10 protein-coding genes are annotated in these 12,051 nt (G+C 68.2%); 5 read left to right on the forward strand and 5 right to left on the reverse strand.

Going from position 1 to position 12,051, the window contains the following annotated elements; all coding sequences use genetic code 11:
* On the reverse strand, window positions 1-604 hold a 604-nt coding region (locus HOV91_RS36320; protein WP_246351469.1), incomplete at its 3' end, for a CapA family protein.
* Between the two features lie 54 nt (window positions 605-658).
* A complete protein-coding gene (locus HOV91_RS36325; protein WP_174189740.1) occupies window positions 659-1,189 on the reverse strand; it encodes a hypothetical protein in 531 nt (176 codons plus the stop codon).
* A 214-nt stretch (window positions 1,190-1,403) separates the two neighbouring features.
* Here HOV91_RS36325 and HOV91_RS36330 point away from each other — a divergent pair, with 214 nt between their 5' ends.
* Together HOV91_RS36330 and HOV91_RS36335 are read left to right on the forward strand one after the other, a co-directional pair.
* On the forward strand, window positions 1,404-2,102 hold the full coding sequence (locus HOV91_RS36330) for a TetR/AcrR family transcriptional regulator (protein ID WP_174189741.1): 699 nt from the start codon (window positions 1,404-1,406) through the stop codon (window positions 2,100-2,102).
* A complete protein-coding gene (locus tag HOV91_RS36335; protein ID WP_174189742.1) occupies window positions 2,014-3,231 on the forward strand; it encodes an oxygenase MpaB family protein in 1,218 nt (405 codons plus the stop codon). The genes HOV91_RS36330 and HOV91_RS36335 overlap by 89 nt, the downstream gene beginning before the upstream one ends.
* A 29-nt stretch (window positions 3,232-3,260) precedes the next feature.
* On the opposite strand, the gene HOV91_RS36340 is transcribed toward HOV91_RS36335, so the two are convergent.
* Window positions 3,261-3,977 carry an oxygen-binding di-iron domain-containing protein gene (locus HOV91_RS36340; RefSeq protein ID WP_174189743.1) on the reverse strand — a complete coding sequence of 239 codons (717 nt, stop codon included), beginning with the start codon at window positions 3,975-3,977 and terminating at the stop codon, window positions 3,261-3,263.
* Between the two features lie 467 nt (window positions 3,978-4,444).
* On the opposite strand from HOV91_RS36340, the gene HOV91_RS36345 reads away from it, so the two are divergent.
* Complete coding sequence (locus HOV91_RS36345; RefSeq protein ID WP_312884917.1) at window positions 4,445-5,128, forward strand: MHYT domain-containing protein; 684 nt, start codon at window positions 4,445-4,447, stop codon at window positions 5,126-5,128.
* Window positions 5,129-5,309: 181 nt separating this feature from the next.
* The gene (locus HOV91_RS36350) at window positions 5,310-6,278 is read left to right on the forward strand and encodes a TIGR03557 family F420-dependent LLM class oxidoreductase (RefSeq protein ID WP_174189745.1); all 969 of its coding nucleotides are present in this window, start codon (window positions 5,310-5,312) and stop codon (window positions 6,276-6,278) included.
* A 19-nt stretch (window positions 6,279-6,297) separates the two neighbouring features.
* On the opposite strand, the gene HOV91_RS36355 is transcribed toward HOV91_RS36350, so the two are convergent.
* Together HOV91_RS36355 and HOV91_RS36360 are read right to left on the reverse strand one after the other, a co-directional pair.
* Window positions 6,298-6,909 carry a TetR/AcrR family transcriptional regulator gene (locus HOV91_RS36355; RefSeq protein ID WP_174189746.1) on the reverse strand — a complete coding sequence of 204 codons (612 nt, stop codon included), beginning with the start codon at window positions 6,907-6,909 and terminating at the stop codon, window positions 6,298-6,300.
* Window positions 6,906-8,540 carry an FAD-binding oxidoreductase gene (locus HOV91_RS36360; protein WP_174189747.1) on the reverse strand — a complete coding sequence of 545 codons (1,635 nt, stop codon included), beginning with the start codon at window positions 8,538-8,540 and terminating at the stop codon, window positions 6,906-6,908. The genes HOV91_RS36355 and HOV91_RS36360 overlap by 4 nt, the downstream gene beginning before the upstream one ends.
* Before the next feature lie 408 nt (window positions 8,541-8,948).
* Here HOV91_RS36360 and HOV91_RS36365 point away from each other — a divergent pair.
* A partial coding sequence (locus tag HOV91_RS36365; RefSeq protein WP_312884918.1) for a non-ribosomal peptide synthetase occupies window positions 8,949-12,051 on the forward strand: 3,103 nt, incomplete at its 3' end.

A 12,051-nucleotide genomic window follows, 5' to 3' on the forward strand; every position in this document is an offset into this window, starting at 1 on the left:
CCCGCCACACCCCCGGCCGGTCGCGCCGTGCCGACCATGCTTCCGGGACCCCGCTCGAACCGGCGGCGACCGAGAGGATCACCACACGGCGCCCGTCGGCGAGTTGCACCGTGGCGGGGGCGCGCGCACCCGCCAGGTCCGGCCCGGCGCCCGCATGGGCGATGCCGGCGGTATCGAGCGCCGCGAGCGTGTCGGCCATGCCGGGAAGACCGAAATCGAGGACATGGTTGTTGGCCAATGCGCAGACCAGCGGCGCGATCGCGGTCAACGCGGGCACATTGTCCGGATGCATCCGGTAATGGATGCCTTTCGCGGGGACGAACGCGCCGTCGGCGGTGATCGAAGTTTCCAAGTTGAGCAGTCGCACCTCGGGGTCGATCCGGGCGAGGATCGGCAGGACGTCACCCCACAGTTGCCGGTAACCGACCGGATGGGTGAATTCGCCGTACGCGCGTTCGGCCAACTCGACGTAGGTCCGTGCGTCGTTGACGTATCGTTCGCGCAGCCTCGGATCGCCGGGATGGGGCAGGATCTGGTCCACACCCCGGCCGAGCATGACGTCGCCGCCGAGCAGCACCGTCGTCATATGACCATTGTCGATCATCGCGGTGACAATGTGAACGTTCCGGCCGTCGCCGGGCGGAACCGGATCGCGTCGTCACCTGCTGGACATCGAGAGCAATTGCTGCGGGTCGTCGGCGTAGACGGTGGCGATGATGTTCGCTCGCGCGGCGAGATCACGGGCCAGGTCCCGAATCTCGTCCGACGCCGTCGGATCGGCGTCGACACCGAGCAGCAGATCACGGGTGTGGATGGCGGTCGCCTGCGCGCAGCGCCGCAGACGGGCTTTCGCCACCGTATCGAGTGCGACCGGGGTGAGGTAGCGCTGGATGTGCTCGCCGCGGTCGGTGACCTGGTTGACCACCGGTTCGGTCGCGGCGTCGGTGAGCCAGCGTTCGGCGTCGGCGGTGATCTCGAAGACCAGATCGTGGTCACGGATGTCGGTGGGATTCGCGGAGGTGGTCAGCAGGGCCATGCTCGCCCGCCCGATCGCGAGGAACCCGCTCATCGCATGCGCGAGGAGCACGTTCGGGTTTGCTGTCGGCAACTTGTGGAGCCGTTGCCCGACGACGGTGACCCAGCAGGCGAGGTGTTCGGCTCCGGTGTCGATCGACGTCACTGTCGGCATAGCGCGACCATACGCCGTTACCCCGGCGAGACATACGAAGAAACGCTAGAAGTTCGCCGGGTGTCGGAATACGTGCTCGTTCGAGTGGCGGCAGGGGCGTAAGGGCCTCTCGCGAAACGGGATCGGTGTGGCTTCGGCGGTCGGAACCCGGCGGCCGGTATCACCTGCCCGCCGAGGGATTGACTCAATGCAACAATCTCACTATCTTTGATGCATGAGCACGGGCCGGGACGCTGTCGACGAGAAGATCATGGACGCGGCCCTCGATCGGATCCTGCAGGTGGGAATCCGGCGCAGCAGCCTGGACGACATCGCGAAGCGCTCCGGGGTCAACCGGGTCACCATCTATCGCCGTTTCACCGGCAAGGAGAACTTGGTCGACGCCGTGCTGGAACGGGAGACTCAGCGCATGTTGGCCGAGGTCACGGCCATCGCGGTGGCCGCGACCGACATCGATCTCCGGATCGAGGAAACGGTGCTGCACGTGCTGCGGCAGACCCGGATGCACCGGTTGGTGCAACGGCTGCTGACCGTCGCACCGGAGGAGGCTCTCGCCTTCTATACCGTGCGCGGGGCCCAGATCGTGTCGCTGGGCATCCGCTACATCGCCGGCTTGCTCGAACACGCTCAGGAGCTGGAGCTCATCGCTCGCTACGACGCACTGCCGGTGGCGGAGATGATCGCGCGACTGGCCCATTCGGTGATGCTGACGCCCACCGCCTGCGTCGACTTCGCCGAGGACGACGCCACACGCCAATTCGTCCGTGCCGCCATCGTGCCGATGGTGAAGCACGGCATCAGTGCCGGCTCGAAGGAGAGCAACGATGAACAAGCCACTTCCGCTGCGTCACCCGGACGCTCCGCGCCGGGTTCCCGGACTGCGACCGTTCGCACTGCTGCTGGGACTGGATAAGCCGGGGCCGGAGCAATGGCGGGATCTGGGCGAGGCACTGCTCATCGGTGACCAGCCGATGGACGAGCTGGTGGAGTGGATGTACCGGGAAGGCATGGGCCGCACTCGTCCGCTGTTCGACCGGGCACTGCGTCAGGGCATCGACAACGTGCCGGACGCTCCGGAGCCGTTGCGGGCATTCTTCCTCCGGGTCGAGACCCCGCCCGAATGGCTGGACCGAGAGCGGATCGAGCGCGCGGAGCGGGTGTTCCGGCGCGGTGGTACGGACGGGCTCTACATCGCGCGCGACGTCTCCTTCCTCGGTGGCTACCTCGCCTCGGGCTTCAACAAGACATTGCTTCGCACGGGCGCTCTCGAGAAAGGGCCCGCCAAGCGATTCGCCGAAACGCTGCAATGGGCGCTCGACGTCAGCTCCGAGGGCGGGATGTCGCCACTGGGCCGCGGCTACCGGTCCACGATCCACGTGCGGCTGATCCACGCCCTGGTGCGCCGTCACGTGGCGGCCATGCCGGACTGGCGCGAGGACGAATGGGGCGTGCCGATCAACCAGACCGACATGGCCGCGACGCTGGTCGGAGCCCTGATCGCTCCGTTCGTCGGCGGACTGGCGATGGGGTTGCTCTCGACTCCTCGCGAACTCGACTCCGCCGCGCACCTCGCCCGTTACGTCGGCTGGTTGATCGGTGTCGAGGATCGGTTCCTGCCCAACGGGTTCCGGGACGCCGTCCGGATTCTGTACCACAGTCTCACCGCCATCACCAATCCCGACGAGACCACGCCGCAGCTCGCCGTTCCGATGGCGGACGATCCGCTGCGCTGGCACTACCGGAACCTGCCCGCGCTGCGCGGCCGCATCGCGCGGGCTCAGCATCTGTCCATCGCGAGCGCCTTCCTCGGGCCGTCCGCCATGCGCGAACTCGGCCTGCCCGCCTATGTGCCGCCGTGGTATCCGGTGCTGCGCATCCCGGTCAATCTCGTCCGTAGCGCCCTGGCCCGGGTGCTGCCGGGCGGTTTGGAGCGCGCCACGGTGCGGGGACGCCGGGAACAGGAAGCGTTCCTCTCGACCCTCGTCGGCACCGAGGCGGCCGTCATCGGCGCGTCCGCGCAGCACGTCGGCCATGCCGCCTGAGGCCGCCGTCGACCTCAGCGCGGCGTCGATCAGGCGTCCAGGCGAGCTCGATAGTCGCGCGCGAGATCGCGCAGTGCCGTGGCACCGTCGCCGGTGAAGCTCGAACCGTGCATGATCGCCAGCGTGGTGGGTGCCAGTTCCGCCAGCCGATCGAGGGTGGCGGGCACGGCGGGGCCGAGCGACGTGGCATGGAAGACGTCCTCCGCGACGCCCGCCTGTTCCACCAGATCCGCGCCGGTCAGCGCCGGTCCGTTGCCCAGCTGGGTCATCAGGTCACCACAGAACAGCACGCCGGTGGTCTCCTCGTAGAGCACCCGCGCCTCCCAGTTGTGCGGCGCGTGCGGGGTGTCCAGGTGCCGTACGCGCCGACCGCCGAGTTCGATCACCTCGCCGTCGTCGAGCCTGCGCGGTAGCCGATCCGCCATATCGTCGATCGAGACCAGGCAGCCGAGCAGGCCGTGCGCCACCTGTGCGTGCGGTGCGGCGGCGAGGAAGAGATTCATCGCGCCGCATTCGTCCGCTTCCACGTGCCCGAAAGTGATCCAGCGCAACCGTTCCACCGGCATGATCCGCGCGATATGCGCGGAGACCAGGGGGAACAGCGCCCGCATGCCGGCGTGGAACAGCAGCGGCTCCTCGGCGTCGATGAGGAACTGGTTGAAGGTGAAGCCGGTCGGTCCGACCTCCGGAATGAAGGTCGAGATGCGGTAGATCTTCTCGGCTATCTCATCGGTTCGGGTATCCATGCGGAGTCGATTCGCTGGTAGTGGCCGTTTCACTCATTGTCTTCGATCGCTTGCCAATCGTGCAGCTAATTCTTGGTTTCCGTTGCGTGGTGCAATGATCCGGTCCCGCCGCGCTGGCGTGCGGACGTGCGCTCCGCTGCGGCACCGCGTAAGCCAGTAGCTAGCTGTCGTGGGGGACATGGGGCCGGGAGAGTGGTTCAAACTGAAACGAGTTCGATTCACCAGGCGACTGGCACACGTCTCGCTATCTGAAACTCATCCTATGACTTTAAAGAGGATAGTAGTACTCTAAATTATCTACCTGCAGTTTCACTATATGAGATTCGAGCATCGTCGTGCCGACGGTCCGAATCTATCCAGCGAGGGAGTGTCGCGTGCTGGAAATCGATCACTTCAGCCACGGGTGGCTTACGCCTGTCATCGCCTATCTCATGTCGTTCACCGGGTCATTGCTCGGATTACGGTGCATGGCCAGATCCCGTACCGGTTCCGCCCGGGACGGGTGGCTTCTCGCCGCGGCGATCGCCATCGGCGGCACCGGGATCTGGGTCATGCACTTCGTGGCGATGCTCGGGTTCGCCATCGACGGCGCCTCGATCCGGTACGACGTCCCGGTCACGTTGATCAGCGCCCTGATCGCCATGGGGGTGGTGTGGATCGGACTGCGCATCGCGCACCAGCGGGCGCTGGGGCCGCTGGCGCTGTTCGCCGGGGGCGGGATCACCGGCCTGGGTGTCGGTGCGATGCACTATTCGGGCATGTACGCGATGAAGTCGAACGCCGCGATCGGCTACGACGGACGGATCGTCGCGTTGTCGATGGTGATCGCCGTGGTTGCCGCGACCGCCGCGTTGTGGTTCACCCTGCACGTCCGCGGCACGCTCGCCACCGTCGGCGCGGCGCTGGTGATGGGCGTCGCGGTGTCCGGCATGCACTACACGGGCATGTTCGCGATGCATGTGCACGAAACCCAGCACGCGCATCCGCCGTCCGGAGCCGGCGCGACGCAATTGCTCACGCCGCTGATCGTGAGCATCAGCCTGGTGACCGTGCTGTTGCTGCTGCATCTGGGCGTCACGGAGGTCGAGGACGAGAACACCTACGTTCCCCGAGGCCGCCACGCCGCCAGTTACTGGCCGACTCGGGACTGAGCCGATCACGCGGCGATCTCCGACCGGCGCGATGCCGACCGCGTCCGGCTGACGCGGCAGCGCCCGGCCGCCCTTACGGCGGCACGGGCGCGCGGCGAAGTTTTCGCCGCCGGATGGCGGGTACGCGCGCCGAGAGCCGGTTTCGTGAGCCGACCGGCCGCTGTCGAACCAGGAGGTGGCGATGCGTATCGGATACAAACTGGCGGCCGAGGCATTCGGTCCGAACGAGCTCGTCCGCCAAGCGATTCGGGCCGAAGAAGCCGGATTCGACTTCGTCGAGATCAGCGATCACTTCCATCCCTGGCTGGACAACCAGGGGCATTCGCCGTTCGCCTGGACCGTGCTCGGAACGATCGCGGCGAAGACCGAGCGGATCGCGCTCGCCACCGGCGTGACCTGCCCCATCCTGCGGTACCACCCCGCGATCATCGCGCAGGCGGCGGCCACCCTCGCGATCTTGTCGGACAACCGGTTCACCCTCGGTGTCGGTTCCGGCGAACGTCTCAACGAGCATGTCGTCGGCCGGGAGTTCCCGCCCGTGCGCATCCGGCAGCGGATGCTGCGCGAAGCGCTCGAGATCATCCGCCTGCTCTGGAGCGGCGGTTACCACTCCTACGACGGCGAGTTCCTGACCGTTTCCGAAGCTCGCGTTTTCGATCTGCCCGACCCGCTTCCACCGATCGCGGTCGCCGGGGGTGGACCGGAGGCAGCCCGGATCGCCGCCGAACTCGGTGACGGCCTGTTCGCCACCGAGCCGAAGGCCGAACTCGTCGATCGCTATCGCGCCGCGGGCGGCGCCGGCCCGCGTTACGCGGAGGTCGGCATGGCGTGGGCTCCCGACGAGGAGACGGCCGCGAAGGCGGTGCTCGACACGACGCGCTGGGCGGTCACGGGGTGGAAGGTGATGAGCGAGCTGCCGAACCCGGTCAACTTCGCCGCCGCCACCACTACCGTCCGCCTGGAGGACATCCTGGACAATTTCGCCTGCGGTCCCGACCCGGCTCGCTACCTCGACGCTGCGAAGCAGTACGTCGATGCGGGTTTCGACCATCTCGTGATGCAGAACGCGGGTCCGGACCCGGACGGCTTCTTGGACTTCTACCGCCGGGAACTCGACCGGCCTCTCCGCGCCCTGACGCCGAGCGCCTGAGCCGGGCAGGGCAGAACGGTCAGGCTTGCCGGGCGGCCGTCGCGCGGAGGGTGGTGAACAGGCGCAGGCAGCGTTCGGTCATGTCCTCGGGTGTGTGGCCGGGATGGTCGCTCCACCAGGCGATGGTGGTGGACACGATGCTGAACCACAGCGCGAGCAGCAGCGAGTGATCGTCGGCGTCGCGGATACCGGCATCGGCCAGCACCTGCGACACACCCGCCGAGCCCATGCCGTTCAAGGCGTCCTGATATTCCCTGGCAACCGTGTGGGCCGCGCTCCGCCGGGGCAGTGTGGCGTCGTAGATGATCTTCCAGTTCTGCGTGCGCCCGTCCAGTGCGCGAAAGATGCCGGTCAGCGTCGCGAGCGCCCGGTCGTGGGCGCCCTGGGCGGACTGCGCGGCCGCGACCGCGTCGACCAGACTTTTCCCGGCGCGGTGCACGCAGGCCGCGTGCAGTCCGTCCCGGGAGCCGAAGTAGGCGTACACGAGGGGCTTGGAAACCCCTGCGGCCGAGGCGATCTCGGCGACGGAAGCCGCGGCGTAACCGCGTTCGCCGAATTCGGTGGTCGCGACGTCGAGGATCTGCTCCTCTCGCCGCTCGCGCGGTACGCCCTTGGTGCCCGGCCTGCTCACGGCGCCTCCCGCGCGGGCGGGGGTGGGGTCGGGTCGATCAGCACACCGGGATTGAGAATTCCCTCGGGGTCGAGCGCCGCCTTGGCCGCCCGCAGCGCCACGGCGAACGGTTCGGGGCGCTGGCGGTCGTACCAGGGACGGTGGTCGCGTCCGACGGCATGGTGGTGCGTGATGGTCGCGCCGTTGACGTGGAGTGCTTCCGATACGGCGGTCTTGATCTCGTCCCACTGCTCGACGGTCCGTCCCCACCGGCCCGCGGCGTAGATGCCGAAGTACGGCGCGGGTCCGTCCGGGTAGACGTGGGTGAACCGGCAGGTCAGCACACCGGTCACGCCCGCGGATCGGAACGCGGCCGTGGTCGCTTCCTGTACCGCCGCTCGCAGCGCCGCGAAACGGTCCCAGGTGCAGGCGGTTTCGAAGGTCTCCACGATCATGGACTGGGCCGCGAGCGCGTCGCGCTGGTACGGCATGCGGAGGAACGACGAGCGCCACGTGTCGGCGGCGGCGGTGCGCGCCGGGTCTTCGGCCGAGTCGGTGGTGCGAATGCCGTCGGGGATGGCGCCGCCGTGCTCGCGGCAGATCTGCACTGCCCGGCGCATCGGTTCGTCGACGGGATGGTCAGCGGACTCGAACCCGAGGACCAGCACCCCGCCTGCCGTGTCCGCGCCCGCGTTGATGAACGCCTCCACCGGATCCAGCAGCCGGCAGTTGGCCGGATACAGCGCCGACTGGGCGATGGCGCGCGTCGCGGTCACGGCGGCGCCGTAGTCCTCGAACGTCACCGACGCTCCGGACCGCCAGCGCGGGCGCTCTTGCACGCGCATCCACGCCTCGGTGATGACGCCGAGGACACCCTCGGAACCGAGGAACATCCGATCGGGCGAGGGGCCCGCACCGGACGCGGGGAGCCTGCGCGATTCGCTGATCCCGGCCGGTGTGACCACCCGCATCGATTCCACCATGTCATCGATGTGGGTGTAGACGGTCGCGTAGTGGCCGCCCGCACGGGTGGCCAGCCAGCCGCCGAGCGTCGAGAACTCGAACGACTGCGGGAAGTGCCGCAGCGTCAGGCCGTCCGGTCGCAGGGCGGCTTCCAGCGCCGGGCCCAGTATGCCCGCCTGTATCCGCGCCGCCCGGCTGGTGCGGTCGAGTTCGACGAGCGCACCCAAACGGCTCGTGTCCAGGGCCATGGACCCGGCGTAGGCATCGGTGGACCGGGGTTCGACACCACCCACCACCGACGTTCCGCCGCCGAACGGCACCACGGCGACGCCCGCGCTCGCACACCAGTCCAGGATGTCGACCACGTCCTGCTCGGTACGTGGCCGCAACACCTGATCGGGTACGTGTTCGACGCGGCCGAGAAGATTGCGCACGACGTCACGAAACGCCTGCCCGTGGCCGTGGGCGACTCGATCGCCGAGGTCTTCCGAGGCCAGCGGAGCCAGGGCTTCCGGCACGCGGACGCGCGGCCCGGGCACGCGCAACGAGCGCGGGTCCGGCGCCTCGTGCACGGTCAGATCGGCCGCCGGGAGCAGGGCCGCCACGCGTTCGGTCAGCGCCTCCCGCTCGGGGCCGGTCACCGCGTCTTCCCGATTGCCCCATCCCCACCAAGACCGCGTCGCCAACACCGGGCTCCATTCCGACGAACGTAATTGACTGAACAGTAAATTACTTGATGGTCAATTGCGAGCGGTAGAAGATTTGCCCGCTTGCAGCCCGGCAAGAGTGGTGATTTTCATCACATCGAGATCCTACAGAAACGAAGGTTATTCACATCACACCATGTCGTAGCCCAAAGTGTGCCGGGGTACCCCTGTGAACCCTCCCAACCTCGACGCGACGATTCGATCGGCGTTCGCTAAGGTCCGTCCTGCACGCTCGGGTCATGGTTCACGCATTTGAGGCACTGCTTCTGGCTCCATAGCCAGAGCGGATGATGATCGACCAGAGAGTGAACTCGCCACCGCATGACCCCGACACGCCGTTCCGCACGTCGCACCCCTCATTCACGAGCACGCAATCTCCTGTTTCCGCAATTGCTGGCCGCAGCGGTCGACACGGCGTTCGAATCCGTTGCGCTCCGGTATAATCCGACCGGCGATCCGGCTGATCAGCGTGAGCTCAGCTATCGAGAGCTGGACGAGACGTCCTCGCGGTGGGCCCGCTATCTGATCGGTTCGGGTGTGGGGCCGGGAGACGTCGTCGCGGTGGCCATCACCCGCTCGGTGGAATCGGTGCTGGCGGTCTGGGCGGTCGCGAAGACCGGCGCCGCCTACCTGCCCGTCGATCCCGCCTACCCGGCCGATCGCATCGCGCACATGATCGCGGACTCCGGCGCCGTCCTCGGCCTCACCGTCTCGGCGCATCGGGAGGCGCTGACCGCTGCCGGGACCGCCTGGATCGAACTGGACGCCCCGGCGCACCGGCAAAAGGTCGCCGACGAGCCCGGTCATTCGATCTGCTACCTGGATCGGCGGCGCCCGCTCACCGAACAGCACCTCGCCTACGTGATCTACACCTCCGGCTCGACGGGCAAGCCCAAAGGCGTCGCCGTCACCCATGCCGGCCTGGCGAGCCTGGTCGAACACGAGATCGCCGTCCGCGCGGTGACCCGGGACTCGCGCGTCACGCATCTGTGCACGCCCAGCTTCGATTTCTCGGTGATCGAGATGCTGCTCGCGTTCTCGGCGGGCGCGACACTGGTCGTGGCGCCGCCCACGGTGTTCGGCGGCGTCGAACTGGCGGATCTGCTGCGACGTGAGCGGGTCACGCATCTGTGCATCACGCCGGGCGCACTGGAGTCGATCGATCCGGCCGGACTCGACGACCTGCGGGCCGTCCTGTGCGGCGGGGAGCGCGTCGGTCCCGAACTGGTAGCCCGGTGGGCGAACGGTGACCGGTCCTTCGCCATCGTCTACGGCCCCACCGAGACCACCATCTTCGCCACCGGCACCGGGGCGCTTCGCGCGGGCGAGCCGACCCATATCGGCAGCCCGGTGCCGCACCTGGGCGTCCACGTGCTCGACGCGCGGTTACGGATGGTGCCAACGGGCGTGATCGGCGAGCTGTACCTCTCCGGACCGGCGCTGGCCCAGGGATACCTCGGACGGCCCGAACTGACCGCCGACCGGTTCGTCGCCAATCCGTTCGCGGCGGTGCCGGGCACGCGGATGTATCGCACCGGCGATCTGGTCCGCCGCACCCAGGCCGGACTGCTGGAATATCACGGCCGGGTGGACTTCCAGGTCAAGATCCGAGGGCTGCGGATCGAACTCGACGAGATCGACAACGCCCTGACCGCTCATCCCGACGTCGACTATGCCGCGACGCTGGGCACGACGCTGCCCTCCGGCGGCAAAGCGCTGGTGTCCTACGTGCTGCCGCGTGTGGCATCCGGCCCGGACCGAAGCGGCGACCGGGTGGCACTCGACACCGGCGAACTCGCCGACCTGCTGGCGAGAACCCTTCCGGCGTATATGGTTCCGGTCTCGATCACCGTGCTCGACGAACTACCGCTCACGCCGGTCGGCAAGTTGGACCGGGCCGCGCTACCGGCGCCCGTACTCACCACCCGTCAGTTCCGCGCACCCGCCACGCCGACCGAGCAGGTGGTGGCCGACATCTTCGCCGCGCTGCTCGCGCCGGACAGCGGTGCGGGCCGAGTGGGCGCGAACGACGACTTCTTCGAACTCGGCGGCAATTCGCTGATCGCGACGCAAGCCGCGGCCCGGCTCGGCGCCGCGCTGGACGTGCGGGTTCCGGTCACGCTGCTGTTCGAGGCGTCGGTGGTGGCGAAACTGGCCGCGCGGCTGGACGAACTGGCCCGGGTGACCCATCCCGTGCCGCGAGCTGTGGCGCGCCCGGAGCGGGTGCCGCTGTCGTACGCGCAGCGGCGGATGTGGTTCCTGAATCGGTTCGACCCGGCCGCGGCAGGCAACAACATTCCCTTGGCCGTGCGGCTGAGCGGGCAGCTGGACGTGCAGGCGCTGCGCGCCGCCGTCCGGGACCTGGTCGAGCGGCACGAAGTGCTGCGGACGAGCTATCCCGAGTGCGACGGCACGGGCAGCCAGCGAGTGCACGCCATGCCGGATCCGGCCGCGGTACCCGAGCTGCCGGTGCTCGACGTCACCGAAACCGAGATTCCCGAGTACACGGTGGCCGCCGTGGTCGAGGGTTTCGACGTGACGGCGGCGCCGCCGATCCGGTTGCGGCTCCTGCGCTCGAACGAGACCGAGCACGTACTCGTGGCCGTGGTCCACCACATCGCCGCGGACGGCTCCTCGATGGGCCCGTTGACCGCCGACCTGATGACCGCCTATTCGGCCAGGGCCGCCGGATGTGCTCCGAGCTGGGAGCCGCTGCCGGTGCAGTACGCGGACTACACCCTGTGGCAGCGCGCGATGCTCGGCCAGGAGAGCGATTCGACCTCGATTCTGGCCCGCCAGATCGAATTCTGGCGAGAACGACTGGCGGACCTGCCGCAACGACTGGATCTACCCGCCGACCGGCCCCGGCCCGCGGTGTTCTCCGGCCGCGGCGCCACCTACGAATTCAAGATCGACGCGCCGGTGCACGCGGCGCTGAACCGGCTGGCCCAGCGCCACGACGTGACGCTGTTCATGGTCGCGCACGCCGCGTACGCCGTCCTGCTCGCCAGGCTGTCGAACACCCGCGACGTCACCGTCGGCACACCGGTGGCCGGGCGTGGCGAAGCCACGGTGGACGGCTTGATCGGCATGTTCGTCAACACACTCGCGCTGCGGAGCGAGATCGACCCCGGACATACCTTCGCCGAGCTGCTCGATCAGGTGCGCAGCCGCGACATCGAGGCGTTCGGCCATGCCGACCTGCCGTTCGAACGCCTGGTGGAGTTGCTGGACCCGGTGCGCTCCAGCGCGCATCACCCGCTGTTCCAGACGATGCTGACGTTCCAGAACTTCGCGCCGACGACGCTGGAACTGCCCGGGCTGCACCTCCGCGCGCTCGACTTCGCGCTACCCCTGGCGAAGTTGGATCTCGAGCTGACGATGGTGCCGCACGAGGATGAGCGGACACCGTTGGGGATTTCGGCGGCGTTCACCTATTCCATCGACCTGTTTGACGAGGCGACGGTCGCCGGGTTCGCCCGGCGGTTGTGCG

Source organism: Nocardia barduliensis, from assembly GCF_013315795.1.
Taxonomy (GTDB): domain Bacteria; phylum Actinomycetota; class Actinomycetes; order Mycobacteriales; family Mycobacteriaceae; genus Nocardia; species Nocardia barduliensis.

Coding starts and splice junctions, on each gene's coding strand:
- HOV91_RS36325 (WP_174189740.1), bottom strand. CDS start 1,189: ATGCCGACAGTGACGTCGATCGACACCGGAGCCGAACACCTCGCCTGC.
- HOV91_RS36330 (WP_174189741.1), top strand. CDS start 1,404: ATGAGCACGGGCCGGGACGCTGTCGACGAGAAGATCATGGACGCGGCC.
- HOV91_RS36335 (WP_174189742.1), top strand. CDS start 2,014: ATGAACAAGCCACTTCCGCTGCGTCACCCGGACGCTCCGCGCCGGGTT.
- HOV91_RS36340 (WP_174189743.1), bottom strand. CDS start 3,977: ATGGATACCCGAACCGATGAGATAGCCGAGAAGATCTACCGCATCTCG.
- HOV91_RS36345 (WP_312884917.1), top strand. CDS start 4,445: ATGGCCAGATCCCGTACCGGTTCCGCCCGGGACGGGTGGCTTCTCGCC.
- HOV91_RS36350 (WP_174189745.1), top strand. CDS start 5,310: ATGCGTATCGGATACAAACTGGCGGCCGAGGCATTCGGTCCGAACGAG.